Annotated in this window: 23 protein-coding genes and 1 riboswitch; of the genes, 7 read left to right on the forward strand and 16 right to left on the reverse strand. The window is 64.3% G+C overall.

Translation table 11 applies throughout. The features are described from left to right. Nucleotides 1–50: 50 nt before the first annotated feature. Both Q2T94_RS12240 and Q2T94_RS12245 read right to left on the reverse strand, forming a co-directional pair. Complete coding sequence (locus Q2T94_RS12240) at nucleotides 51–602, reverse strand: DUF1697 domain-containing protein (RefSeq protein WP_302264652.1); 552 nt, start codon at nucleotides 600–602, stop codon at nucleotides 51–53. Between the two features lie 112 nt (nucleotides 603–714). Then, entirely contained in the window at nucleotides 715–2,022 is a 1,308-nt protein-coding gene (locus tag Q2T94_RS12245; RefSeq protein ID WP_302264653.1) for an Nramp family divalent metal transporter, read from the reverse strand. 403 nt (nucleotides 2,023–2,425) lie between these two features. Here Q2T94_RS12245 and Q2T94_RS12250 point away from each other — a divergent pair, with 403 nt between their 5' ends. Together Q2T94_RS12250 and Q2T94_RS12255 are read left to right on the forward strand one after the other, a co-directional pair. Next, entirely contained in the window at nucleotides 2,426–4,387 is a 1,962-nt protein-coding gene (locus Q2T94_RS12250) for a S9 family peptidase (protein WP_302264656.1), read from the forward strand. Between the two features lie 57 nt (nucleotides 4,388–4,444). Beyond that, nucleotides 4,445–5,836 carry an NAD(P)/FAD-dependent oxidoreductase gene (locus tag Q2T94_RS12255; RefSeq protein WP_302264658.1) on the forward strand — a complete coding sequence of 464 codons (1,392 nt, stop codon included), beginning with the start codon at nucleotides 4,445–4,447 and terminating at the stop codon, nucleotides 5,834–5,836. Nucleotides 5,837–5,911: 75 nt separating this feature from the next. On the opposite strand, the gene Q2T94_RS12260 is transcribed toward Q2T94_RS12255, so the two are convergent. Then, on the reverse strand, nucleotides 5,912–7,255 hold the full coding sequence (locus tag Q2T94_RS12260; protein WP_302264659.1) for an MFS transporter: 1,344 nt from the start codon (nucleotides 7,253–7,255) through the stop codon (nucleotides 5,912–5,914). Nucleotides 7,256–7,384: 129 nt separating this feature from the next. On the opposite strand from Q2T94_RS12260, the gene Q2T94_RS12265 reads away from it, so the two are divergent. The 3 genes from Q2T94_RS12265 (at nucleotide 7,385) to Q2T94_RS12275 (ending at nucleotide 10,706) form a co-directional block, all read left to right on the forward strand. Then, the gene (locus Q2T94_RS12265; RefSeq protein ID WP_302264661.1) at nucleotides 7,385–7,843 is read left to right on the forward strand and encodes an acyl-CoA thioesterase; all 459 of its coding nucleotides are present in this window, start codon (nucleotides 7,385–7,387) and stop codon (nucleotides 7,841–7,843) included. Between the two features lie 425 nt (nucleotides 7,844–8,268). Continuing rightward, the gene (locus Q2T94_RS12270) at nucleotides 8,269–9,051 is read left to right on the forward strand and encodes a cyclase family protein (RefSeq protein WP_302264662.1); all 783 of its coding nucleotides are present in this window, start codon (nucleotides 8,269–8,271) and stop codon (nucleotides 9,049–9,051) included. Further along, nucleotides 9,048–10,706: a thiamine pyrophosphate-binding protein gene (locus Q2T94_RS12275; RefSeq protein ID WP_302264664.1), complete on the forward strand. Its 1,659-nt coding sequence runs from the start codon at nucleotides 9,048–9,050 to the stop codon at nucleotides 10,704–10,706. The genes Q2T94_RS12270 and Q2T94_RS12275 overlap by 4 nt, the downstream gene beginning before the upstream one ends. Nucleotides 10,707–10,939: 233 nt before the next feature. Here the strand turns inward: Q2T94_RS12275 and Q2T94_RS12280 are convergent, their stop codons facing one another. The 5 genes from Q2T94_RS12280 to Q2T94_RS12300 form a co-directional block, all read right to left on the reverse strand. Next, on the reverse strand, nucleotides 10,940–13,339 hold the full coding sequence (locus Q2T94_RS12280; RefSeq protein ID WP_302264666.1) for a bifunctional salicylyl-CoA 5-hydroxylase/oxidoreductase: 2,400 nt from the start codon (nucleotides 13,337–13,339) through the stop codon (nucleotides 10,940–10,942). Between the two features lie 78 nt (nucleotides 13,340–13,417). Next, nucleotides 13,418–15,049 carry an AMP-binding protein gene (locus tag Q2T94_RS12285; RefSeq protein ID WP_302264669.1) on the reverse strand — a complete coding sequence of 544 codons (1,632 nt, stop codon included), beginning with the start codon at nucleotides 15,047–15,049 and terminating at the stop codon, nucleotides 13,418–13,420. Between the two features lie 61 nt (nucleotides 15,050–15,110). Then, nucleotides 15,111–15,980, reverse strand: a complete 870-nt coding sequence (locus tag Q2T94_RS12290) for an acyl-CoA thioesterase (RefSeq protein WP_302264672.1) — start codon at nucleotides 15,978–15,980, stop codon at nucleotides 15,111–15,113. After that, nucleotides 15,977–16,462 carry a cupin domain-containing protein gene (locus tag Q2T94_RS12295; RefSeq protein WP_302264673.1) on the reverse strand — a complete coding sequence of 162 codons (486 nt, stop codon included), beginning with the start codon at nucleotides 16,460–16,462 and terminating at the stop codon, nucleotides 15,977–15,979. The genes Q2T94_RS12290 and Q2T94_RS12295 overlap by 4 nt, the downstream gene beginning before the upstream one ends. A 51-nt stretch (nucleotides 16,463–16,513) precedes the next feature. Then, nucleotides 16,514–17,365 carry a fumarylacetoacetate hydrolase family protein gene (locus Q2T94_RS12300; protein ID WP_302264675.1) on the reverse strand — a complete coding sequence of 284 codons (852 nt, stop codon included), beginning with the start codon at nucleotides 17,363–17,365 and terminating at the stop codon, nucleotides 16,514–16,516. Between the two features lie 141 nt (nucleotides 17,366–17,506). On the opposite strand from Q2T94_RS12300, the gene Q2T94_RS12305 reads away from it, so the two are divergent. Then, on the forward strand, nucleotides 17,507–17,926 hold the full coding sequence (locus Q2T94_RS12305) for a RidA family protein (protein WP_264270087.1): 420 nt from the start codon (nucleotides 17,507–17,509) through the stop codon (nucleotides 17,924–17,926). 117 nt (nucleotides 17,927–18,043) lie between these two features. Here the strand turns inward: Q2T94_RS12305 and Q2T94_RS12310 are convergent, their stop codons facing one another. Then, nucleotides 18,044–18,925 carry a PaaX family transcriptional regulator gene (locus Q2T94_RS12310; RefSeq protein ID WP_302264677.1) on the reverse strand — a complete coding sequence of 294 codons (882 nt, stop codon included), beginning with the start codon at nucleotides 18,923–18,925 and terminating at the stop codon, nucleotides 18,044–18,046. A 148-nt stretch (nucleotides 18,926–19,073) separates the two neighbouring features. Between Q2T94_RS12310 and Q2T94_RS12315 the strand changes: the two genes are divergently transcribed. After that, nucleotides 19,074–20,090: a D-2-hydroxyacid dehydrogenase gene (locus Q2T94_RS12315; protein ID WP_302264678.1), complete on the forward strand. Its 1,017-nt coding sequence runs from the start codon at nucleotides 19,074–19,076 to the stop codon at nucleotides 20,088–20,090. A 15-nt stretch (nucleotides 20,091–20,105) separates the two neighbouring features. Here the strand turns inward: Q2T94_RS12315 and Q2T94_RS12320 are convergent, their stop codons facing one another. From Q2T94_RS12320 to Q2T94_RS12350, 7 genes are all read right to left on the reverse strand, one after another. Further along, entirely contained in the window at nucleotides 20,106–20,921 is an 816-nt protein-coding gene (locus Q2T94_RS12320) for a LuxR C-terminal-related transcriptional regulator (protein ID WP_302264679.1), read from the reverse strand. Between the two features lie 421 nt (nucleotides 20,922–21,342). Further along, nucleotides 21,343–21,567, reverse strand: a complete 225-nt coding sequence (locus Q2T94_RS12325) for a PLDc N-terminal domain-containing protein (RefSeq protein ID WP_367281540.1) — start codon at nucleotides 21,565–21,567, stop codon at nucleotides 21,343–21,345. Nucleotides 21,568–21,637: 70 nt separating this feature from the next. Beyond that, complete coding sequence (locus tag Q2T94_RS12330; protein ID WP_302264681.1) at nucleotides 21,638–22,015, reverse strand: RNA-binding S4 domain-containing protein; 378 nt, start codon at nucleotides 22,013–22,015, stop codon at nucleotides 21,638–21,640. Between the two features lie 118 nt (nucleotides 22,016–22,133). Continuing rightward, nucleotides 22,134–22,673: a thermonuclease family protein gene (locus tag Q2T94_RS12335; protein WP_302264682.1), complete on the reverse strand. Its 540-nt coding sequence runs from the start codon at nucleotides 22,671–22,673 to the stop codon at nucleotides 22,134–22,136. 17 nt (nucleotides 22,674–22,690) lie between these two features. Further along, nucleotides 22,691–23,047 carry a hypothetical protein gene (locus Q2T94_RS12340; protein WP_302264684.1) on the reverse strand — a complete coding sequence of 119 codons (357 nt, stop codon included), beginning with the start codon at nucleotides 23,045–23,047 and terminating at the stop codon, nucleotides 22,691–22,693. A 75-nt stretch (nucleotides 23,048–23,122) separates the two neighbouring features. Beyond that, a complete protein-coding gene (locus Q2T94_RS12345; protein ID WP_302264686.1) occupies nucleotides 23,123–24,457 on the reverse strand; it encodes an LLM class flavin-dependent oxidoreductase in 1,335 nt (444 codons plus the stop codon). A 17-nt stretch (nucleotides 24,458–24,474) separates the two neighbouring features. Continuing rightward, nucleotides 24,475–25,239 (reverse strand): 3-oxoacyl-ACP reductase, encoded by a 765-nt coding sequence (locus tag Q2T94_RS12350; protein ID WP_302264687.1) that lies wholly within the window; start codon nucleotides 25,237–25,239, stop codon nucleotides 24,475–24,477. A gap of 79 nt (nucleotides 25,240–25,318) precedes the next feature. Continuing rightward, nucleotides 25,319–25,412, reverse strand: a riboswitch (TPP riboswitch). Between the last annotated feature and the right edge of the window lie 76 nt (nucleotides 25,413–25,488).

Here is a 25,488-nt window from a genome sequence, read left to right on the forward strand (position 1 = left end):
CGGTTGCGGCCGGGCGCTCAGGATTCATTACAACACGGAGCGGGAACGGATCACGGTTTCGGTGACTTCATCGCCAGGTGGATCTTCCGGATGGTGTTCATATTCCGGGTCGTCACCAGTGTCCCGGAGGCGACCTTGGCGAAGTGCTTTGCCAGCGGTGTCTTCAGGCTTTCGCCACGCGGCACTTCCCAGCAGATGGCGTGGCCCAGCCTCGCGACACGCTCGGCGGACGAGGTTTCCGGGGCGCCGGCCAGAATCGCGGCAGCATCCTTTTGGCTGCCCGTGAGCACCAGGTATTCGTGGCGCTGGATCCCGTCGTCGGGCGATTCAAAGGGAAACCCGGTCACGATCCGCTCAAGCTGTTCCACGTCCTGGACGATCACCGGGATGTCCCGGCCATAGCGCTCCCGCACGGCTTGTTCAACGCCTGCCTTGATGCGCGCCGGATCGGTCTCCTTGCTGGCCAGCACCACGTTGCCGCTGGCCAGCAACGTGCGGACCTGCGTATACCCGGCATCCTGCAGCAATGCGACGAGGTCCTTCATGAGGACCTTCACGCCGCCGACGTTCACCCCGCGCAGGAAGATCGCATAGAAATCCATGTGGCCAAGTCTGCTCCGTGCGCACCTGCGGTGTCCATTCGATCCCCTGCGCACAGCGGGGCCCTACCCGCAACAGCGGATAGGGCCCCGTGGGGATTGGTGCGTTGCTGTGCTAGCCGCCCATCAGCGGCGAGAGTGCCTTGAAGAGCTGCTGGACACCCAGGGAAATGAAGAGCAGGGCGGTCAGGCCCAGCATGATGTTGGTGTGCAGCTTGTTGGCCCAGGCCTTGGGGATCCGCTTGCCGTTGAGCAGGCCCAGCAGCGTCACGGCCAGGAACGGCATGAACAGCGAGCCAAGCACGCCGTAGGCCAGGATCAGGCCGATCGGCTGGTCCAGCAGGAACAAGACCATCGGCGGGAAGGTGAGCCACAGGACGTAGAACTTGAAGTACTTGCCGCCCACGCGGGTATCCGGGTGTCCGGATTCCTTGCCGCGCATGTTTCCCCAGAAGTCGGCGAACATCAGCGAAACGCCGTTCCACACACCGATGATCGAGGAGAAGGATGCTGCCCAGAAGCCCACCAGGAACCCGGTGCCCACCACGTTTCCGTATTTCTCGTTCAGCACGGTGGTCAGGTCCAGCAGGCCGGCGTCGCCGGCGGACAGCGAAACACCTGCAGCGCGCACGACCTCGGCGCCGACGATCAGCATGGCAATGACGAAGATGCCGGTGATCACGTACGCCATGGAGTTGTCGATGCGCATGACCTTCATCCACTTGGGCGTGTACCAGCCCTTTTCACGCAGCCAGTAGCCGTAGGCCGCCAGGGTGATGGTGCCGCCGACGCCGCCGGCGAGCGCCAGGGTGTAGACCAGGCCGCCCTCGGGAATCATCGGCACCAGCCCGGCGAACATCTCGGGGATGTTCGGCACGGCGATGATCGCCAGGCCGACGACGGTGACGAACATGATGCCCACCAGCACCGCGGTGATCTTTTCGAAGATCTCGTAGCGGCCGAACCAGACCATGGCGAAACCGGCCAGGCCCATCAGGACCGCCCAGATCTTCAGGTCGATGGCGGGGAAGAGCGCTGCCAGCGGCATGGCCGCGGAGCTCATCGCCGTGGCGCCGTAGACGAAGCCCCAGATGATGATGTACGGGCCGAAGTACCAGGTGGTCCACTTGCCCAGGGACTTCCAGCCCTCGAAAATGGTCTTGCCGGTGGCCAGGGTGAAGCGCCCGGCGCCCTCGACCAGGATGATCTTCAGGATGACGCCGACGATCACCGCCCAGAGCAGCGCGTATCCATATCGGGAACCGGCGACCAGGGTGGCAACCATGTCGGCTGCACCGACACCGGTGGCGGCAACGACCAGGCCGGGCCCGACGATCTTCCATTTGGCCGGCTTGCCGCCGTCATCGTCGATGCGGTCGGCGTGCGCCCCCTTGATAAGGGGCAGGTTTTCTTCTGTTGGCATGAGCCCGTGATTCCTAATCCTTGTGATTGCCGTCTGTGCCTGCAGCGCAGCCAGCGAGGCGGCACATCCGGCACGAACCTTCGCGTCCTTGCGGGCCGGCACACTACCCGCAAGACTCCCTGCGGCGGAAGGTGCCCGCCGGAGGCACGGGGTGTGGCCCCGTACATGGGGGTGCATCCTTGCCGGACCATGTGGGCCAAGTCCCGTGCGAGTGTCTTGTCACACACCAAGGTATAGGTGATCGCCCGCACATCCGTACTTATTTGCCCAGTCCTAACACTTTCTTAGGGAACCACCCGGTGTGCCGTATTGGCATTCCCCGCTCCGGGCTGCAGCATGTGCGCGTCGGCGGGCCGGGGCGGCGGGTGTTCATCCGGAAGTTCCGGACGGCTAGGATCGCCTCATGGATACGCATTTGCCCTATGGCTCCTGGCCCTCGCCCATCACCGCCGAACATGTCGCCGCCGGGACCACCCCGGTGGGCGGCGGGGCATTTGTGGGCCAGGAGCTTTGGTGGCTCGAGGCCCGCCCGGCCGAGGACGGGCGGCTGACGGTGCTGGCCCGCCACTCCGATTCCGCCGGGGCGACGCGCGAACTACTCGCCGCCCCCTTCAGCGTCCGCAGCCGCGTCAACGAGTACGGCGGAGCGGCCTGGGCCGCCATCGAGGCGGGAGCGGGACACCGACTGGTGTTCGTGAACTTCGCCGACCAGCGCCTGTACGCGGTGGACGCCGGCGGCGGAACGCCGGTGCCATTGACCCCCGCCAGCGCCGGGGAGGACGGGGATCCGCAATTGCGCTTCGCCGAGATCATTCCCGGCCCGACCCCGGGGCAGGTGCTGGCCATCTGCGAGGACCACCGCACCGAACTTCGCCGCTACATTGCCTCGATCCCGCTGGACGGATCGGCTGCGGAGGATCCCGGCGCGCTGGGGGAAGTCACCCCCTCCTCGCGCTTCGTGGCCGCTCCGCGGCTGAACCCCTCGGCAACCCGGATCACCTGGATCTCCTGGGAACACCCGCAGATGCCGTGGGACGGCACCGAGCTGCACGTGGCCGACCTGGAATCCCTGGCCGCGGTCAACGACACCGTGCTGGCGGGGTCCACCACGGAATCGGTGCTGCAGCCCGAATGGCTCGGCGAGGACAAGCTGGTCTTCGTCTCGGACCGCAGCGGCTGGTGGAACCCCTACCTGCACGACCTGGCCAGCGGAACCCAGCGGGCCCTGTGCGAGCGCCCCGAGGAATTCGCCGGACCCCTGTGGGCCGTGGGACAGACCTGGTACAAGGTCATCGACGCGGACACGCTGCTGGTTACCCACGGGACCCACGGCACCTCCTTGGCCACGCTGGATGTGTCCAGCGGGGAGCTTAGCCAACTGGTGCTTCCCTTCACCCGCATCTCGCCATCGGCGCTGAGCGGACAACGGTTGCTGGCCACCGCCACCTCGCTGGTGGAAGGGGACGGGCTGCGGCTCATCGACCTCGACACCCTGGCCACCGAAAACATCTCGCTGGCACTGAAGGCGCTGCCCGATCCCGAGGTGCTCCCGGGCGCCGAGGCCATGGAGTTCCGCACGGCCGACGGCTCGCGCGTCTACGCCCATGTGTATGAGCCGAAGCTGGGCAACCTCGCCGGACCCGAGGGGGATCTGCCGCCCTATGTGGCCTTCGTCCACGGCGGCCCCACCGCCCAGGCCTTTGCCCAGCTCTCGCTGTCAATCGCCTACTACACCTCCCGCGGCATCGGGGTGGTTGACGTGAACTACGGCGGCTCCACCGGATTCGGGCGGGCCTACCGCGAGCGCCTGCGCGGGGCCTGGGGCGTGGTCGACGTGCAGGACACCGTCGCGGTGCTCGAGGGCCTGGTGGCGGCGGGCATGGCAGATCCCAAGCGCCTGGCCATCGAGGGCGGGTCCGCAGGAGGCTGGACAGTGCTCAGCGCGCTGACCACCACCAAGACCTTCTCCGCCGGGATCTCCCGGTACGGGGTCTCGGACCTGGTGGGCCTGGTGCAAGACACCCACGATTTCGAGTCGCGCTACATGGACTCCCTGGTCGGGCCGTACCCGGAAGCCGCCGAGCTCTATGCCCAACGCGCGCCGATCAACCACGTGGACGAAATCAGCTGCCCGGTGCTGCTGCTGCAGGGCGACCAGGACAAGGTGGTGCCGCCGGCCCAGTCGCAGGTGGTGGCCGACGCGCTGGCGGCCAACGGCATCCCGCACGCCTACGTGCTGTTCAAGGGTGAGCAGCACGGCTTCCGCCGGGCGGAAAACATCGTCACGGCGCTGGAAACCTCGCTGGGCTTCTATGCCGCGGTCTTCGGCTTCGAGGCGGATGTCCCGGTGCTCGAACTGAGTTAGCCCACGCCAATCACCGCCGCCGGTGCCCCGGTGCGCCGGAAGGAACCAGGAGAGCAGATGACCGCCAACGGAAACGTGTCGTTTTGGTATGCCGCCGACGGGCTGCCCTCCCCGCGCCCGGCGCTCGCCGGGGACTTGGACGTCGATGTGGCGATCGTCGGTGCCGGGTACACGGGGCTGTGGACCGCCTACTACCTGGCCAAGGCCGATCCCTCCCTGCGCATTGCCGTGCTGGAGGCGCGCTTTGCCGGGTTCGGGGCCTCCGGGCGCAACGGCGGGTGGCTGGCCAGCACGATCACCGGCGGCCGTGCCGGGTACCTCAGGAGCCACGGCCGGGCCCTGGTGGGCGACTTCCAACGGATGCTCAACGACACCGTCGACGAGGTCATGTCCGTGGCTGCGGCCGAAGGCATCGAGGCGCACATCGTCAAGGGCGGCGAGCTGCTGGTGGCCCGCAACACCGCCCAGCTGACCCGGCTCGAGGCCCTGGCTGCCGAACAGGCCACGTGGCCGGAGGACGACGCGGTGCGGCTGTCGGCCGATGAAACCAACGCGCGGGTCCGCGTCGCCGGGGCGTTGGGCGGCATCCACATCCCGCATTGCGCACGCATCCACCCGGCCAAATTGGTGCAGGGGTTGGCGCAGGCGGTTCAACGCCTCGGCGTGGTGATCCATGAAAACACGCTGGTGACCGAGATCCGGGCCGGAGGGCGGGGGACACCGGCAACCGCCGTGACTGAACGCGGGACCGTGCGTGCCGCCCACGTGCTGCGGGCCACCGAGGGTTTCACCGCGAATCTGGCCTCGGCGCACCGCGACTGGCTGCCAATGAACTCCTCCATGATCGTCACCGAGCCGCTGGATGCGGCAGCGTGGGCAGGGATCGGTTGGGAGGGCTGCGAGACCCTCGAGGATTTCGCCCATGCCTACGTGTACCTGCAGCGCACGCACGACGGTCGCATCGCCATTGGCGGTCGCGGGGTGCCCTACCGTTTTGGCTCGCGCACCGACATGGACGGGGCCACGCAACCCAAGACCATCAAGACGTTGACGGGCATCCTGCATTCGATGTTTCCAGCTGCCGACGGCGCTCGGATCGAGCATGCCTGGTCCGGGGTGCTGGGGGTGCCTCGCGACTGGAAGGCCACGGTCAACTACGATCCGGCCACGGGACTCGGCTTCGCCGGGGGATATGTGGGCACCGGCGTGACCGCGACCAACCTCGCCGGAAGCACTCTCGCCGACCTGGTCCTGGGCCGGGACACCAAGGCCATTTCCATGCCGTGGGTCAACCGCACGGTGCGGCGCTGGGAACCGGAACCGCTTCGCTGGATCGGGGTCCAGGCGATGTACGCGATGTACCACCGAGCGGACCGGCAGGAAGCCGGCGGCCGGGCCACCACTTCGCCGCTGGCGCTGCTGGCGGACAAGGTCTCCGGGCGCCGCTAACCACGCGCGGGTGCGCCACGCAAAAAGAGGCGCGGTCCCCTTGGTGGGACCGCGCCTCTGCTCTGGCAGCGATGTCTAGTCGAGAACCGCCTCGCGTTCGGCACTGCGCGCCGGGGCGGACGTGTCGGTGATGCGCGGCGGGATCATTGCCACGGACAGTGCCGCAACCACGCCGACGATGGCGAAGAAGACGAAGTTGAACTGGAAGTTCATGCCGGTGGAGGCGATCCAGCCGCCGATGATCGGCCCGGAGATGGCGCCGAGCCGGGCGAAGGACAACGCCCAGCCGGTTGCCGTGCCGCGCTGGGCCGCGGGGTAGTAGTCGGCGATGTAACCGGTGAGCACCAGGGAGGTGGAGATCGAGCCGATGCCCGCGAAGGCAACGAAGCACAGGTTGATGAACATGGTGTTCGGGAACATCAGCAGCAGGATGCCGCCGGCGCCGAGCAGGAAGAAGATCACCAGGATGGGCTTCTGGCCGAACTTGTCGGCCATGGCGCCAAGGGCCAGGCCGCCGGCGGCCGAGGCCAGGGAGAAGACCAGCAGGAACGTCAGCGAGGTGCCCAGGTCATAGCCGGCCTTGCGCATGATTTGCGGAAGCCACGTGTTCAGTCCGTAGACCAGCACCATGCCGCAGAACAACGAGATCCAGAAGAAGACCGTGGAGCGCAGGTACTTGCCGGAGAACATTGCGCCCATGACCTCGCGCCACGGGACCTTGGCGCCTGGCCTGGCCGGGGGCACCGGCTTGTAGTCGCGCACGTTGAGCTTGGCGGCCAACGCCTTGGCCTCGGAGATCTTGCCCTTGGAGACCAGGTATTCGAGGGATTCCGGGAGCATCCAGGCGATCAGCGGCAGGAGGAGGATAGGCAGAGCACCGACTGCGACGACCCAGCGCCAGCCCAGCACGGGAAGCAGGTTCATTGCCACCAGTGCGGCGGCAACGATGCCCAGCGAGTAGCCGGAGTACATGATTCCGTAGTTCAGCGAGCGCTTCTTGGGAGCCGAGTATTCAATGGTCAGCGCTGCGGCGACGGGGATGATGCCGCCCATGCCCAGGCCGCCGAGGAATCGGAAGAGGCCGAAGATCTCCGGGGTCGGGGCCATCGCGGCTCCGGCCTGGGTGATGGTGAATATGACCATGGCGAGCATCAGCATCTTGCGACGTCCAATGATGTCGCTCAGCGTCCCGATGAACAAGGCGCCGAAGAGCATGCCGGCAAGCGCGTAGGCGCCCAGGCCGCCGAGCTCCATCGGGGAGAGCGACCATGCCTTGTATTCGGCAAGCGCCGGCAACACCGCTCCGAGCACACCGACGTCGTAGCCTTCGGCCAGGATGGCCAGCCAGCAGGCGAACAGCACAATGCCGGTGGTCCGTTTGGGAATGTTCCAGTCCGAAACCGTGGGTGAAGACGCCACGTTGTTCTCCTTGGGTGATGGGAAGGCGATTGGGGTGGTGCGGGGATCCCTAGTATTATGTCGTTAAAGTGACGCACGTTACAATAGTTGGATGGAGATTGGTTGTCGATGGTCAAGAATTCGATTCACATGCAACCGTCCGGCGATGCCTCGGTCGACGCGCTGCTGGGCGGGTTCCTCGCTGGCGCCGTGGCCGGAACCTCGCTGCTCCGCACTATCGAATGGGTCGACACCGACGCTGCGGGGCACCAACACAACTCCGTGATCATGCGGATGGTCGAAGCCGCGGAGGCCAAGCTGTTCCGGGAACTGGGAGCCGCCTCGTATTTTGCCATTGCACCCCGGGTCCGCCATGAAATCGACTACCGCGCCAAACTCTACTTCGGGCAGGCGGTGAGCACGGCCATCGTTATCGAACATGTCGGCACCACATCCATGGGCTTTGCCTTCAAGGTCTGGGGACATCCGCACGAGATGCGTGAAGCCGTGCTGGCCGCGGAGGGTCGCTTTGTCACGGTCTGCGTGCCCGAAGGTTCCGAGAAGTCCGCGCCCTGGCCCGAGTCGATACGCCTGGCGCTTCACGGGTAGCGCGGGGGGGGGGGGGGGGGGGTCCATGTGACGGCTGCTTGGAGCCGCCCGGGAGTATGCGGCGATGTCCAAGCGCTTCGCCAACGGTTTCGACCACCCGCCGGATTTTGCCGAACGGTTCATGGGCGAGCAAGCCACGGCTTCCTGCCTTTTCCTTCGAATCGGTGCGTTGGCGCCATCGCCGCCTCCCTCTCCCGCCGGGGGTTTAGAGAAGTCCCAGCGCCATCGACGGTGCGGTAAAGCGGTGCCTGGCTGCGCCACCCAGAGTTTGGCCCGCGGGTGATCCGCAATGTGAGAAGGGGTTTTTCCGGGACCGGTTTGACTGATATGTTGGCCAAGATCTATGTATGACGATCGTCATACAAGCTATATGGCGATCCTTACGGGCGTCAATTCGCCGTCCACCCCTAAGCACTGGAGTTCCGATGAGTCCTGTTCATGCAGTCCTGGCGTCCTTGGCCGCCGGTGCCATTGAAATCCACGACCTGACCGCGCCGCTGTCGGCCGAAACGCCTACCCTTGTGTTACCGGAACCATTCTCGAACCTGATTGATTTCAGCATCGAGCAGGTCTCCGCATACAACGAGCCGGGGCCGTTCTGGAAGCACCACAACATCCACACCGGCGAACACATCGGCACGCACATCGACGCGCCGATCCACTGGGTCACCGGCAAGGACGGCAAGGATGTTTCCCAACTGGACCCCGCCCGCCTCATCGGCCCGGCGGTCGTGCTCGACTTCAGCGCCGAGGCCGCGGCCGACCCCGACTTTCTGGTCGACGTGGAGCACTTGGTTGCCTGGCAGGAGGAACACGGCGCCTTCCCCGCGAACTCGTGGCTGTTCTTCCGCACCGGATGGGACCAGTACGGACATGACAAGCAGGCGTTCCTGAACGTTGACGACAATGGATCGCACACCCCGGGCTTCACCGCCGAGTGCGCCAAATGGATCGCCGGGCAACCGGAGATCTCCGGAGTCGGGGTGGAAACCGTGGGCATCGACGCCGGCAACGCCGGGGCACTCACCCCTCCGTTCCCGATGCACCATTTCCTGCTGGGCGCAGACAAATACGGGATCACCTCGCTGAAAAACCTGGCCAAGCTGCCCACCTTCGGCGCGATGGTCGTGGTGGCCCCGCTGCCTATCGTCGGAGGCACCGGATCACCGGCGCGCGTGCTGGCCATGGTGGGAGGTAACCCGGCATGAACGTTGCACAACTCGTAGGCAAGACCCTGGCCGAGCTGGGCGTTGGCCACTGCTTCGGCGTGGTGGGCTCGGGAAACTTCACCATCACCAACGCCCTCATGGAGCACGGCGTGCCGTTCACCGCCGCCCGGCACGAGGGCGGGGCCGCCACCATGGCCGATGCCTATTCGCGCACCAGCGGCAAGGTCTCCCTGCTCTCGGTCCACCAGGGCTGCGGGCTGACCAACGCCGCCACCGGCATCGGCGAGGCGGCCAAGTCCCGCACGCCGATGATCGTGCTGGCCGCCGAGGCAGCACCCTCCGCCGTCTACTCGAACTTCGCCATGGACCAGGACGGCTTTGCCGCCTCCGTCCATGCGGTGCCCGAGCGCGTGCATTCGGCAGCCAGCGCCGTGGCCGACACCGTCCGTGCCTACCGACGCGCGGTCAACGACCGCCGCACCGTGGTACTGAACCTGCCGCTGAACGTGCAGGCGCAGAAAGTCGCCGGGGAGCAGGCCACGGCACCGCCAGCCGTTGTCCCGGCCGAACCCATCAGGCCCTCACGTGCTTCGGTTCAGGCACTGGCCGGCCTGCTGGCCGGCGCGCAGCGCCCGGTGTTTGTTGCGGGCCGTGGCGGGCGCGGAGCCAGGGACGAGATCCTGGCCCTGGCGAAGCACACGGGCGCGCTGGTGGCCACCTCCGCGGTGGCCAAGGGCCTGTTCAACCAGGACGACTTCAACCTCGGCATCTCCGGTGGCTTCTCTTCCCCGCTGGCAGCCGAACTGATCACCGGCGCCGATCTCATCGTTGGGTTCGGCTGTGCCTTGAACATGTGGACGATGCGCCACGGGCACCTGATCGGCACGGAAACCAAGGTCGTCCAGGTCGATCTTGAGGAACAGGCCCTAGGCGCCAATCGCCCCATCGATTTAGGTGTGGTGGGGGACTCGGCGCAGTGTGCAGCCGATGTGCTCGACGCACTTGTCGCCGGGAACGTCCAAGCGCGCGAGGGCTATCGGAGCGGGTCCGTGAAAGCGCGGATCGACGAATCCATCCACTGGCAGCAGGTCTACTTCGAGGACCTCTCCGACGGGCAATACATCGACCCGCGCACCCTGACCACGGCACTCGATCGGATACTGCCGACCGAACGCATCGTGAGCGTCGATTCAGGGAACTTCATGGGCTACCCCAGCCAGTTCCTCTCGGTGCCCGACGAGTTCGGCTTCTGCTTCACCCAAGCCTTCCAGTCCATCGGCCTGGGCCTGTACACGGCCATCGGCGCCGGGCTGGCGCAGCCGGGACGGATCCCGGTGCTGGGAACAGGGGACGGCGGCTTCCACATGGCCATCGCGGAGCTGGATACCGCGGTGCGGCTGAACATGCCGTTGGTATGCACAGTCTACAACGACGCCGCCTACGGGGCCGAGGTCCATCACTTCGCGCTCGAGGACCCGGAAGCCGACATGAGCTCGGTGCAATTCCCCGACACGGACTTTGCGGCGATTGGGCGTGGTTTCGGGGCCGATGGGATCACCGTGCGGACGCTCGCCGACCTGGATGCGGTGCAAACATGGCTGGATTCGAACCCGAGCCGGCCGCTGGTCATCGATGCGAAGATCGCCTCGGACTCAGGTTCCTGGTGGCTAGCCGAGGCCTTCAAGGGGCACTGACCCCGGGACCTCGGACGGCACTGGCGAAGTCCCGGCGGGGGATAAGGCTCCCCACCGGGACTTTCTTGCCTTCGAGCGGCCCCGCCCGGGTCCATCCACGACGACCCAAGCTCCACATCGGATCCCGCGGTGCACGGACGACAACTCGGCATGCCCTCCAAGGGGACAACGCAGAGAAGGAGCGGCCCGACCCGCTTGTCGCGAATCGAACCGCTCCCGCTCTGATTCCGAAGCTAGGCGCTGGGCACCAGGTTCTCCGTTGCCTTGTTGTTGGCCGGGGTCCAGCGCAGGTGCACCGTGCCCTCATCCTGAACGTCCTCGCGCAGCAGTGACAGGCGCGGACGGACAGCGTCGGTGCGTGCACTGGGCGGCTTGCGGCGCCCGGCCTTGAACGGCAGTGGCCAGGTGGCACCGTCGCCAACGTACTCCTGCTCGGCGGCGGCCTGCAGCGTCCAGGCCGGGTTGTACAGGTGCGTGCGACCCAGTGCCACCAGGTCGGCGCGTCCCGCCAGCAGGATGGAGTTCACGTCGTCGTAGGAGGAGATCGCCCCGACCGCGATGACGGCAACGCCGGCTGCGGCTGCCACTTGGTTGCGGATCTTGTCGGCAAACGGCGTCTGGTAGCTGCGCCCGAAGGCCGGCTTTTCCGCCTTGATGATCTGCCCGGAGGACACATCGATCGACTTGACCCCGTGGTCGATGAACGCCTGGGCGATGGCCAACGCGTCGTCCTCGGTGTTCCCGCCCTCGGTCCAGTCGGTGGCGGAGATGCGCACGCCGATCGGCTTGTGCGTAGGCCACGCCTCGCGCACCGCGTCGAGCACCTCGAGCGGGTAGCGCAGGCGGTTTTCCAGCGATCCGCCGTATTCGTCGGTGCGCTTGTTGGACAGCGGGGACAGGAAGGAGGAGAGCAGGTAGCCGTGGGCTGCGTGCAGTTCCAGCAGGTCGAAGCCTGCTTCATCCGCGCGGCGGGCAGCGGCCACGAACTGCTCGCGGACCTCGTCCATCATGCTCCGGTCCATTTCCCCCGGGACGTGGCAGCCCTCGCCGTAGGGGATGGCGCTGGGGGCCAGCACCTCCCAGTTGCCGGTTTCCAGCGGCTCGTCGATGCCTTCCCACATGAGCCTGGTGGAGCCCTTGCGGCCGGAGTGGCCGATCTGGGCGCCGATCTTGGCGTTGGAATTGCCGTGCACGTAGTCGGTGACGCGCTTCCACGCGGCGCCCTGTTCGTCGTTGTACAGCCCGGTGCAACCGGGAGTGATGCGCCCGATGTCCGAGACGCAGACCATTTCGGTCATGACCAGCCCGGCCCCGCCCATGGCCTTGGAACCCAGGTGCACCAAGTGGAAGTCGCCCGGCACGCCGTCGGTGGCCGAGTACATGTCCATGGGGGAGACCACGACGCGGTTCACCAGCTCCAGCTCGCCGATCTTGTAGGGCTGGAACATCGCCGGGGCGACTTCCTTCGAACCGGCCAGGCGGGCGAAGTCCTCATCGACGCGGGCGGCGAACTCGGTGTCGCGCAGCTTCAGGTTGTCATAGGTGATGCGGCGGGAGCGGGTGAGCAGGTTGAAGCAGAACTGCACCGGATCCTGGTCCTTGTACTGCCCGATGTTCTCAAACCACTCCAGCGAGGCCTGGGCGGCACGCTGGGTGGAAGCCACCACCGGGCGGCGCTCGGTCTCATAGGCAGCGAGGGCATCCTCCACGGAGGAATGTTCGTGCAGGCAGGCGGCCAGGGCAAGGGAATCCTCCATGGCGAGCTTGGTGCCCGAGCCGATGGAGAAGTGCGCGGTGTGGGCGGCATCGCCCAGCAGCACGATGTTCTCGTGGCGCCAGTTTTCGTTGCGCACCGTGGTGAAGTTGATCCACTTCGAGTTGTTGGTCAGCACGTCGTAGCCGGCCAGTTCCTCGGCGAAGATCTCCTTGACCTTGGCCACTGCCTTTTCGTCGCTGACGCCGGGGGCGAAGACCTCGTCCTGGGTCTCGTCGAAGCCGGCCGCCCGCCAGACATCCTCGTGCATTTCCACGATGAAGGTGGAGCCCTCGTCCGAGTACGGGTAACCGTGGATCTGCATGGTTCCCGCGTCGGTTTCCTTGACGAAGAACTTGAAGGCCTCGAAGACCTGGTTGGTGCCCAGCCACATGTACTTGGAGGTGCGTGGATCCAGTGACGGCTTGAAGGAATCTGCGAAGCGGGTGCGGATCGCCGAGTTCAGGCCGTCGGCCGCCAACACCAGGTCGTAGTTTGCCGAAAGCTCTTCGACGTCCGGGGCCATCGTGGAGAAGCGCACGTCGACGCCGAGTTCGATGCAGCGGCGCTGCAGCAGCTCGAGCAGTTCCTTGCGGCTCATGGCCGCGAAGCCCTGTCCGCCGACGGTGTGCATCTCGCCGCGGAAGTGGATGTCGATGTCGGACCAGCGGGCGAAGCGGCGGGACATGTAGTCGGCAATGACGGTGTCCGCATTGCCAATGCCGCCGAGCGTCTCATCCGAGAACACCACGCCGAAGCCGAAGGTGTCCGAGGCGGCGTTGCGCTCCCAGAGCGTTACCTCGTGCGCGGGGTCCAGCTGCTTCATCAGGGCCGCAAAGTACAGGCCGCCTGGGCCGCCGCCAACAACTGCGATTTTCATGGTGGATCCTTTTCTGTGACACGGTGCGGCCGGTGGGGGCCGAGCGTTGCTGCCTAAGTTGGGTGGGAGGGGGGAAAGCTAGGATGCGTGGGACTCGGATAGGGCTTCGCGCAGCTTGAAATGCTGGAGCTTGCCGCTGGGGTTCCGCGGAAGCTCATCGACAAACCGGATGTCGCGCGGGTACTTGTAGGGGGAGATGACTGACTTGACGAAGTCCTGGATCTCCTTGGCCTTCGCCTCGGAACCGGCGACGCCCTCGACGAGGACCACGAAGGCGCACACCACCGAGCCGCGTTGCTCGTCGGGCCGGGCCACTACCGCCGTTTCCAGCACATCGTCGTGCTGCATGATGGCTTCCTCGACCTCGGGGCCGCCGATGTTGTAGCCGGAGGAAATGATCATGTTGTCGCTGCGCGCCTGGTACGTAAAGTAGCCGTCGGCGTCCCTCACGAAGGTGTCTCCCGTGACGTTCCAGCCGTTGGAGACATAGGCGTGCTGGCGCTCGTCGTCGAGGTACCGGCAGCCGGTGGGGCCGATCACTGCCAGCCGTCCGGACTCGTCGGGTCCCAGTTCGTTACCTTCCGGATCAAGGATGGTGGCGCGGTAGCCGGGCACCGGGATTCCCGTGGCGCCCGGGCGGATGTCGTCGCCGGCTGCGGAGATGAAGACGTGCAGCAATTCGGTGGAGCCTATTCCGTCAATCAGCGACAGGCCCGTGGCATCGTGGACCTGCTGCCAGGTTGCCGCCGGAAGGTGTTCACCGGCGGAGATGGCCAGGCGCAGGGGTCGCAGCAGGTCCGCCTTGCCCTCCTTGAGGATGGCGCGGTAGGCGGTGGGTGCGGTGAAGAGGATCGTGGCACCGGCGTCGTGGGAATACTGCGCCAACTCCACCGGGGTGGTGCGCTCGGTGAGGAGGGTGCTGGCGCCAAAGCGCAGCGGGAACACCACCAATCCGCCCAGGCCGAAGGTGAAGGCCAGCGGAGGGGATCCGGCGAAGACGTCGTCCGGGGTTGGTGCCAGGATGTGCCGGGCGAAGGTGTCCGCGTTGGCCAGGATGTCCCGGTGGAAGTGCATGGTGATCTTCGGGACGCCGGTGGTCCCGGAGGTGGGTCCAAGCAGTGCCACGTCGTCGGCAGCGGTTTCGACGTTGGTGAATTCACCGGACTTGGAACCGGTGCGGGCTACCAGGTCCAGGGCATCGGCGGAGCCGACCGCGACGACCGGGTAGGCCGAGCCGGCGGCCTCACGGGCGTGGTCCAGGAATCGGTGGTCGCAGAGCATCAGCGAGGGCCTGGTCAGGGTCGCGAGCTTGCCGATTTCCGGGGCGCGCAGGGCGGGCATGGTGGTGACCACCACGGCGCCGGCCTTCAACACGCCGAGCCAGCAGGCCACGAGCCACGCGTTGTTCGGTGCCCGAAGCATGACCCGGTTTCCCGGGATGATCCCGAAGTCCTCGGTGAGGACCTGGGCGACCTGGTTGGCCCGGGTCAGCAGCTCGCCGTAGCTCTGCCGCGACCCGTCCGGTGCCAGCAGCGCCGGACGGTCGGGCCCGAAGGCCGCGACGGCGTCATCGATCAGGACCGTGGCTGCGTTGAGCCGATCGGGGTATTGCAGCTCTGGCAATGTGAATTCCAGGGTGGGCCACAATTCCTGCGGCGGCAGGTGGTCACGCGTGAACGTGTCGTGGTGGGCCGAAAGCGATAATTCCATGAACTTGCCGTCTCTTTCCAGGAGTCGATTTTCAAGGGTGGGGCGTTGGTGCGGTGGTGCCTTAGCCGCGGGGTCCGCGGATCATGCCCTCCTGGGCAACGGTGGCCAGAAGCTGGCCGTCACGGGTGTAAAAGCGGCCCAGCGCCAGGCCGCGGTTGTTTTGGCTGGAGATGGCTTCCTGGACGTAAAGCACCCAGTCGTCCACGCGCCCGGGGCGGTGGAACCACATGGAGTGGTCAAGGCTCGCGGTTACCAGTCCCTCGGTGCTCCAGGACAGGTTTTGGGTCCGCAGCAGCGGCTCCAGGATGGTGTAGTCGCAAACATAGGCCAGTGCCGCACGCTGGGTGATGGCATCGTCGGGGAGCTCGGTGAAGGCCTTTACCCAGACAGCCTGGTGGGCGGCCGATGCCCCGTCCACCTCGAGGTACAGGGCTCCCGGGACATGGCGCATGTCGAAGGACCGGCCGGCCGACCAGTATTCCGCGACCGGGCCCTCGGCCTCGGCGAGCACCGTCGCGGCGCTGGCCAGGGTTTCGGGATCCAGGTCAAGGTATTCCGCGGGGGCCGTGGAAGACTGCTCGGGTCCGGTCTCCGGGACGTGGAAGGAGCCGAGTGCGGTGTAGACCGCCTTGCCGTTCTGGAATCCACGCACCTGTCGGGTGGAGTAGCCGCGGCCGTCACGCATGAGCTCGACTTCGTAGCGGACGGGCACGTGCATGTCCACGGGACGCAGGAAGTAGGAGTGCATTGAATGCAGTTCCCTGTCCTGGCCCACCGACCGCATCATGGCCGTGGCCGCTTGGGCCACCATGTCCCCGCCGTAGGCCTTGGGCCACGGAACATATTGGGGGATGGCGGTGTAGGCCTGGTCAAAGAACTCGGCCTCGCAGGAGGTCATGTCGATGGCATCGAGGAAGATTTGTGAGCTCATGCCCGGCGGTATCCTTCCAGGCTTTCGTCGGCGACATCCTCGAGGTTCACGACGATGTTTTCCGGGGTGCGCGCGGTCAGCCAGACCAGGTCCTCGGTGATCGACATGTTCGCTTCGACGTGAGGCATGAACGGCGGGACAAAGACCCAGTCCCCGGCGGTCATGTCCAGGAACTGCTCGTAGTTCTCGCCAAAGTAGATCCGCCCATGACCCCTGAGCACGTATCCACCGGTCTCGGCCTCGCCGTGGTGGTGGGGCAGGGAGCGGTAGCCGGGTGTGTTGGAGACCTGGCCGAACCAGATCTTGGTGGCCGGTGTGTGCTGGATGCTGACCCCGGAAACGCGGATGCAGTCGCCGGATTGCGCCGTGTTGGTGTCTTCCTCGCCCTTGCGGGTGACCACGGGGACCACGACGCCATCGGCGTTGGCGTAGATGGCGTTGTCGCCTTCGGTGCGGTAGATCGTGGGGGTGGTGTTGCTCATGAGCTGTTCTCCTTGGCTTTCCTGGATGGTGGGATTGTTGGTGCGCGCTGTCTAGAGGTCGGCAGTGACGCGGGTCCGGACGATGTTCCTCAGGGTCCCGATGCCGGGGATCTCGGTGATCAGTTCATCCCCGTCCTTCAGGAAGAGCGGCGGGTTCATGCCCATGCCGACACCGCCGGGGGTACCGGTGAGGACGACATCTCCGGGCCGCAGGATGGTGAAGGTGGAGATGTAGGACAGGAGCTTGGCAGCGGAGAAAACCAGCGTCTTGGTATTGCCGCGTTGGACTTCGGTGCCGTTGAGCGTGCAAATGACCTCGAGCCCGGCCTCTGGATTGATCTCATCGGCTGTGACCATGACCGGACCCAGCGGAGTGGTGCGGTCGAAGGCCTTGCCCTGGAGCCACTGGAGGGTCCGGCGCTGCCAATCACGCATGGAGATGTCGTTGGCCACGGTGTAGCCGGCGATGGCTGCGGCCGCCTCGTCCTCGCCGGCGTTTTGCAGGGTGGTTCCAACCACTACCGCAAGCTCGGCTTCCCAATCGAGGTCCACGGATTCGTCGGCAACGATCTGTGCATCGGGGTCGGTCAGCGTATCAGCGAATTTGGCGAAGAGCGTGGGATATGCCGGAAGGTCGCGACCCATCTCAAGGATGTGATCCGAGTAATTCAAGCCGCAGCAGATGACCTTGGCGGGTGTTGGCACGGGGTTGAGGATCTCGACGTCGGATGCCGGGACGGCGGCGAGACCGGGATGTTCCGAAGCGGCCTCACTGACAATTTGCTTCCACGCGGGCATGCCCAAGAGATCGCTGAGATTGCCTGCGGGCAGTGGCTGAAAAGCGTCGCCCACCACCAAGGCAGCGGTGGTGCTTCCAGCGTGTCGAATTGTTGCGAGTTTCATTCCTCGGTCCCTTGCTAATCATCAAATCCATGTGTGTCGACTTTTTGACCGCCGTCACGTATCCTCAATGTAACACGCGTCACCAGTCCGGCGCCAGAGCGGAACAGCCGCAATCGCCAAGAGAATACTTAGGAGAGCACGATGACCGAAACCACCCTCTTCCAGAACCTCACCATCAATCCGGATTCCCTAGGCAAGCCTTCTGGATTCGCGCATGGCGTGCTCGCGGGCACGACCGTTTATCTGGGCGGGCAGACAGCCCTGGACAAGGACATGAAGATCGTTCCGGGCAACATCGTCGATCAGTTCAAGCAAGCGTTCTCGAATGTCCTGGCGACCCTGGCCGAGGCCGGCGGCCATCCCGAGGACTTGGTCTCCGTGACCATTTACCTCACCGACGTAGATGACTACATGGCCAATGGCAGGGAGATCGGCCGGCTTTGGCGCGAAATGGCGGGCAGCAAATATCCGGCCATGGCCGGCATTGGCGTCAGCCGCCTTTGGCAGAAGGAAGCCCTCATTGAAATCCAGGGCGTGGCAGTGATCCAGGATCGCGCCTAGTTTCCCCCAGGACGTGACTACCCTCTGAATTAAATAAGAATGCCGTGCCGTGCAACCGAATCCCTGGGAAAGGGGAAGGTTGCGCGGCACGGCTTTTTCTTGAGCCGGGATCGTCCGTCAGCGGGCCGCCGCGTTGTTGTCAATGGCGCGGTCGGCATGGCGCTGGGCGCAGGGCGACAAAAGTGCGTGGAGTTCCTGGAAGAGATGCTCGGCCTCCAGCGCATTCCAGTTCTCCGGCAGGAATTTGATGGGCAGCCCGGGATCGAGGTAGGGCAGACGCCGCCATTGGGTGATCAGCACGAGGTAGTCCGCAAAGGCGAGGGCGTCGGATTCCGGATTGCTGCCCGACTTGCTTCGCCGGGCCCAGGCGCTCAATAGCCCACGATTGCGATCCAGAAAATCGGAATACAGGGCGTCAAGCGCCGGCAAGTCCCACCACGTCCCGATGTTCTTACGCAGGTCGGCGTCGCCAATATGATCAGCCATGAAGAATTCGAGGTATTCGTTCAATCCACGGGTATCAAAGTAGGCGAGCACCGAGTCGCGTAGATGCCCCGGGGCAATCCATAGACCTGGAGTGACCGAACCAAAGCCCATCCGCACCAGGGATGAACGGATCTTGTGCCGGATGTTGCGTTGGGATTCGGGCACGGTGAACGTAGCCAGAAGCCATTGGTCATCTGCCTTGGCCCGACGCGGGTGGAAAATTCGTTCATCGCCCTCAACAAACGTTTCGATGACCGACGGCGCCAATGCATATCCGTTGCGGCCGTTGACCTGAATACTGTCAATGACGCCGCGCTTCTTCAGACGGGATATCGACGACCTGGTCCCCGTGGATTCGACGCCGATGTCTTGCATCAGGGAAATGATGGTGGCCACGGCCAGGGCGCCGCCGTGTTGGCGTGCATACAGGCCGAAGAGCGAGACGATTAATTGGTGGTGCCGAGGAACAGGGGCCTCGCCGGACCCCTTTTGATCGCCCACGTGTGTAGTCATGCGCTCACTTTATCCAATGGGCACCGATAGCCTGTTCGAATGGGCAGGGAGTCACGGGCGTGTCGTTTTGGTGACGCCAGTTACGGTAACGCCTACTAATGGAGTTCGAATCCCGGTTGTCACCCGTTGAAAGAGGTCTAGGAATTTCATGCGTCCACAGGTATTGATCTGCTCGTATCTCCAGAAGGAATTGGTCGACAAGCTGATCGCCGATCTGCCCGAGATCGACGTCGTCTACCGAGCCGAACTGCTGCCGGTCCCACAGTTCGGCGCCGACCACCGGGGAAGGCAACGCGATCTGCGCGAGAGCCAAATCGCCGAATGGCGAACTCACTTGGCGGACGCCACCATCATGTTTGACTTTGACTGGTGGCAGCCAAAGGCCTGGCGGGAGCACAGCCCGAACCTCGAGTGGATCCAGGCCACGCAGGCAGGTGTTGGAGTGCGGGCCGAGGCACTGGGGCACACCGAGAACCAGGTTCGGATTACCACTGCAGCGGGTGTCCACGCCAAGCCACTGGCTGAATTCGCACTGGCCGGGTTGCTGTACTTCGTTCGAGAACTACCGCGCTTGGGATCCCAAAAAGATCAGCAACGGTGGGCGACCGGGGCGTCGAACACACTCTATGGCCAAAAAGCCTTGATCGTTGGCGCGGGCAGCATCGGTAGCGAAGTGGCAAGGACCCTGAGCTTCATGGGAGTCAGGTGCGATGGAACGATTCGCGGCACCAGAGTCCTTGGCCAGCCTTTCGAAAGGTCCGTCGCCTTGCAGGATTGCGACCTGGGGGAGTACGACATCGTGGTCTTGGCGTGCCCGCTGACCGAGGAAACCAGAGGCCTCTTCAACCGGCAGCGAATTTCCTCCATGAAGGTGGGTGCCCTGCTCGTGAACCTGGCACGAGGTCCGGTACTCGACCAGGAATCTGTAGTCGAGTCCTTGAACGCAGGTCGTCTTGGTGGAGCCGTACTTGACGTGACGGATCCTGAACCCCTGCCGGCAGGCCATCCCTTGTGGGATGCGCCGAATCTCATACTGTCGCCACATACGGCCGCAAATGTGGACGCCGAGAACGCACGCCTGATGGAACTCTTCACCAAAAATCTGCGCCTTTATCTGAGCGGTGGGAAGCTGATCAATTCCTATGATCCCTTCCTGGGCTACTGACAGCGGACCCGGGAATCAAGCTCTGGGTGTTGCATAGCGCAAGGGGCCGGCACTGAGGGGTGCGGTCGGCCGGACGTCATCGAGAAGTCCGGCCTGGACGACAAGCACCGCGAGTTGAACACGGTTGCTGATGTCGAGCGGTTCCATGATTTTCGCAAGTTGGGCCTTCACGGTCCCTTCACTGACGTGAAGAAGTGAGGCTATCTGGGCATTTGTGTAGCCTTGCGTCAGGGAATGCAGCAAGCGTCGATCCCGCGGGCTCGCTTGACGCAGGAGCTGCGACTTGAAGTCGTACTTGCTTGTGGAATGAGGTGGGAACTGATCTGCATCGGCTGGCTTGGAAAAGATCATGTTTCCCGAGTGGATCATCCGAAGCGCTACTCCGAGATCAGTCGAAACGGCATTCTTGGCCAGATAGCTGCAGGCACCCGCTGAATGCGCTCGGGTCATGGTTTCTATGTCGTGAGCCGCCGAAAGCATGACAACCCTGGTCGCCGGGGCACCCGCCAATATCCGCTTGGTGGCCTCCGGGCTGGAGACATCTCTAATGGTGGTTTCCATGAGAACTAGATCGGGTCGCTTGTCCAGGGCGGCTTCGATGGCTTCGTCGCCAGTTCCTGTGACTGCCTCGAGCTCAACATCGGGGCTTGATGCCAAGAGACTTTCGAGTCCAAGCCGAAGAAAGTAATCACCGTCTGCTAAATGGACTCGTATGCGAGGCTGCATTGGAGGGCTCCTAAAGGAATCTGAAAATATAGCACTAGCGCACAATAAATCAAACGCAGAACCAACGACCAGTGCCCAAAAACTATATTTTTCGCTGTATTTCATTCCCATATTAGCCATGTTGAATAGCCGGTTGGCGAATGAAGCGCACAAAAGAGTACAAGTTACGGAAAACAGAGTGAATTATGGCCGAGTGTCCGACTTGGATGACCCATCGAGGGGAGTTTCAGGACGCTGGATCCCCGGGCGACGTGCCTGTTCGTGATAACCATACGGTGAATGGATTATGACTCGTGCGGCCCAGTCTAGGACCCGGCCCCTTACATGGCGTCAAGCGTGGAGGCGCGAACGGGATGTTCCTCTGAACACTTTCCATCGCCTGGAAGATGCACTGGCAGTAGACGCTTCGCCCCAAAAGGTGGGAAGCGTCGCCCACCATCGGCCAGCAAAATCTTGGCCGACGCGCCCGCGCCCAGCCATCCGATGGTGTCGACCTACAGCATTCTCAAATAAAGAATGAGCGGGGCTACTTTTTCTTTGCGCGTCCGAAGGCAAGATATGCAAGGGGCCCAAGGAAGTTAATGAACGTCGCTGCGGCCCAGGCGCTCTTTGGACCGTTGACTTCCAACGCAGGGCGTTTGACCAGGTCGCGCAGGGCCACGAATTGGAGAGCCAGCTGGGCAATTCCCATAACGGTGATTCGCCATCGTGCCACGACTGATAGTTCGTTCCAGCTTGTGTTCCGGGCCATGCTTCTCCTCGTGAGTCATTGCGGATGCGTCTGGTGCAACCGGCTACCATCTGCCATCGTATCCCTGGCGCTAATGGAAGTGGTCTCGAAGCCGTTCCATCTCGCGTCGGTCCTTTTTCGTCGGCCGGCCGGCGCCCCTGTCCCTGACGGGAACCTGCGGGATGACTTCCTTGGGCCGGACCGGGGTGTGGTCGAGATAGCAGCGGGCGGCGATGTCGGCACCCACCCTCTTGGATATTACGGCGGTCACTTCGAGGATCCTGTCGAATCCGGATTGCCTGACCCGGATGGTGTCTCCCGGAACGACAATCTGTGCGGCCTTGGCGGGTTTGTCGTTTAGGCGCACGTGGCCGGCGCGGCAGGCTGTCGTTGCCGCCGAGCGGGTCTTATAGATTCGAATCGACCATAACCAGGCATCGATTCTGACGGCCTTGGATTCCTGCTTCACCCCGTCAGTCTATCCATCGCAGGACATCGGGCACGGTTATTGAGCAGAGAGCGAGCCGACTGGAGCTGTTCCCGGCCATGCCGGGTTGCTTCGACTGCCAACGAGGGCGTGAGCTCGTTCAGCCGCAACCGTTGGCAGGATCAAACATCCCCGCCTCGATCTGTTGGGCCTGCCGTTGTGCATCGCGCAGTTGCTCGTAGAATCTCACGTTGGGCTCGACCTTCATTGCCGTCGCGTGTCCGGATGCCACGAGGGCTCCGTTGATGAATTCTCCCCCGTGGCTCAGTGCGGCGAGGGTCCGCCCATATTGGTCCAGGCGTTCGGCATCGAATTGCAGCTCGACCTCCGCACCCTTGGGCAGTTTCTTGGCCAGGAATTCGGCCGCCTGCCGGCCGAAGCATTCCCCGGGTTGGTCCGGGCGGGGAATCTCCGGTGCGTCGACGTTTAGCAGCCGGACCTTGGTTCGTTCGCCGTCCAGCATGAGGTAGAGGGTGTCACCGTCGACCACATGCTGAACCGTTGCGCTTGCGTCCGGGTCACCCGTTCGGTCCCCGTAACCGCCGTTGACCTTGGGAAGCAACAACCACGTTCCGGCGACGACCGCTACGCACAAGACAAGCACCGGGACGGCACTGCCTCGACGACGGGACCTACTCATGGCTGTCGCTCATTTTCCTAGACCAGGGCGTTGTCGCAGGCGGTAACGAGCCGGGCCTGTACATCGGCCGGGACCTGGTCGCCGGAGGCAGCCACATCGTCAAGTGCGCTGACGATCTCCGGGGGCAGCCCGCCCTCGCGGACGGCGTCGACCATGGAGGCAACGACCTTGAGGTCGGCTGCGTTGATGGTGCCGTCCTGGATGGGGGCACAAGCTTGCTTGATGAGTTCCTTCTTGGCGCCGTCGGCCAGTTGCGTGGCGGCGGAGGAAGCTGCGGAAGAGGCCGTGTCGGCAATGGTTGCGCAACCGGTCGCCGAGAGCAGGAGGACTGCGCCGGAAATCAGCAGTGCACTTTTGGAGCGTGAAAATGTCATGGGTTCCATCTTAGTTGTTCCCCGGTGGGAGAACTCTGGGTAACCCATGAGTGCTCCCACCCTGGAGATGAACTGCTATCCGCGTGCCGACACGGTTTCCAGGCGCGCAGGCCTGGCCAGGCCCAGTGTTTCGCGCAGCGTGGTTCCCGGGTAGGCGGAGCGGAACAGGCCGCGCTCTTGGAGGATCGGTACGACCAATCCCACAAAATCATCCAATCCCGCCGGATAACTTGGGCACATGAGGTTGAAGCCCTCACAGGCGCCCGACATGAACCATTCCTCGATCTCGTCCGCGATCTCGGCGGGGGTGCCGATCATGGTTGCATGGCCCCCGCCCGCGGCCAGGAACCCCAGCAGTTCGCGAAGCGTGGGGTGCTGGGTTTCGATGATGCGCTGAACGGTCAGGTAGCGGCCTTGTGGGCCGGTGAAGTCCTCGGCCGGGGGCAGCGGATCCACCCTGTCGTCCAGCGGATGGGTGTTGTAGTCCTGGCCGGTGAACATATTGAGTTGGGCGATGGCCGACCCGGTGTCAATGAAGGAATCCAGCACGCGCTTCTTTTCCCATGCCTCTTCCCGCGTGGCACCGATGTACGTGACCAGCCCGGGAAGCACGGGAACCGGGTCCTTGGAGCGTCCGGCAAGATCCAGTAGTCGCCGGATGTCGGCGGCATACTCGGCTGCCGATTCCCTGTCCCAGGAAACGGAGTAAATGGCTTCGGCATGGCGGGCCGCAAAGGAGCGGCCGGCTTCCGAGGATCCCGCCTGGAACAGCACCGGCCGCCCTTGCGGGCACCGGGGGACTGTCAGCGGGCCGGCGACAGAGAAATGGTTGCCGCGGTGGTTGATCGGCCGGACCTGCGCCGGATCAAGGTAACGTCCGGCTTCCCGGTCAACCAGCAGTGCAGAATCTGACCAGGAATCCCACAACTCCTGCAACGCGACAACAAACTCTTCGGCGCGCTCGTAGCGCTGGGCATGAGGCGGCAGGGAATCCATGGAATGATTGCGGGCCTCGGCGTCAAACATGGAGGTCACCACGTTGATGCCCGCCCGCCCGCCGCTGATGTGGTCCAGCGAGGCCAGCAGCCTGGCGGCGTGGAAGGGCGTGTAGAAACTCGCCGAGATCGTGGTGACCAACCCGATGCGGCTGGTGGCACGGGCCATGGCACTGAGAGCAGTCACCGGTTCCAGGAACCACGGGATACCTGCCGCGTATTCATGGTTCACGCTCTGCCCGTCGGCAAAAAAGACAGCATCCAGGCAACCGCGCTCGGCAATCCGGGCAAGTTCCTCGTAGTAGGAAATGTCGCCGACGCGGTCGGCGCTGGAGTCGGGGTGGCGCCATCCCATGGTGTGGTGGCCCGCCCCGTAGATGAAGGCGTTCAGGTGCAATTGGCGTGTGGCGTCCACGATGCTTTACCGGACCCCTAGTTCATCACCAGGCCGCCGTCGACAACCAGGTTCTGCCCGGTCACCGCCCGGGACCACGGTGAAGCGAACAGCAGTGCGGCGTCGGCGAACTCCGCCGGGGAAGTGACCCTGCGCAGTGGCGTGGAGCCGGCGATCAGGTCGAAGACCGCTTCCGGGGTGGCGGCGGAGGCATCGGTGGTGCGAAGCAGGCCGCCGGAGATCATGTTCACGCGGATGTTTTCCGGGCCGAGGTCGGCCGCGAACGTGCGGGTCATGGCCAGCAGGGCAGCCTTGGCCGCGGTGTAGTCGTGGTAGGGGACCACGGGGTTCTGGAAGAGGTTTGTCCCGATGTTGACGATGTTGCCAAAGCCCGCGGTTCTCATGCCGGGCAGGGTTGCCTGGATCGTGTTCAGCGCACCGCCAACGATGCCGGTGAACTGCTCCCCGAAAGCCATGTAGCCGATTCCATCGGCCTTGGCACGGGCGTCGCCATTGAACGAAAAATCGGGCAGGGCGTTGTTGACGACAGTGGTGATGGGAGCACCAAAATGTTCGTGCGCCCCGGCCACCAATTGGGAGACTTGATCCGTGTTCGCGACATCGGCTTGGACCGCGATCGCGCGATCGGCCCCGAACTCGGCTGCCAGTTCCCGGGCGGCGGTTTCGCTGGAGCGGTAGTTCAATACGAGCCGTGCGCCCTCGCGCGCAAAGGCCCGGGCCAGGTCTGCCCCGAGTCCGCGTCCGGCCCCGGTGATCAACACGATTTGGTCCTTGATAAGCATTTCTTGCACCCTTCTGTTGGGCGAAGGGATGCCATGGAACCAGCCGACGGGCGTCCAGGAATTTGGGGTACGAGGGCAGTTCAAGCCGGACCGGCATCCCTTCGCTCGGATTATCGAGATCAGGTTCAACGGGTCTATCTCTCAGCCGCCAGGCGGCACCCCGTGTCGAGTCCTGTGGCCAACGTAGCACCGGTACGGGGCAATCCCCGAATCAAGGGCAAGGACGGAGGCGACACACGCCAGGCGTCG

Source organism: Paeniglutamicibacter sulfureus (assembly GCF_030512175.1).
Taxonomy (GTDB): Bacteria; Actinomycetota; Actinomycetes; order Actinomycetales; family Micrococcaceae; genus Paeniglutamicibacter; species Paeniglutamicibacter sulfureus.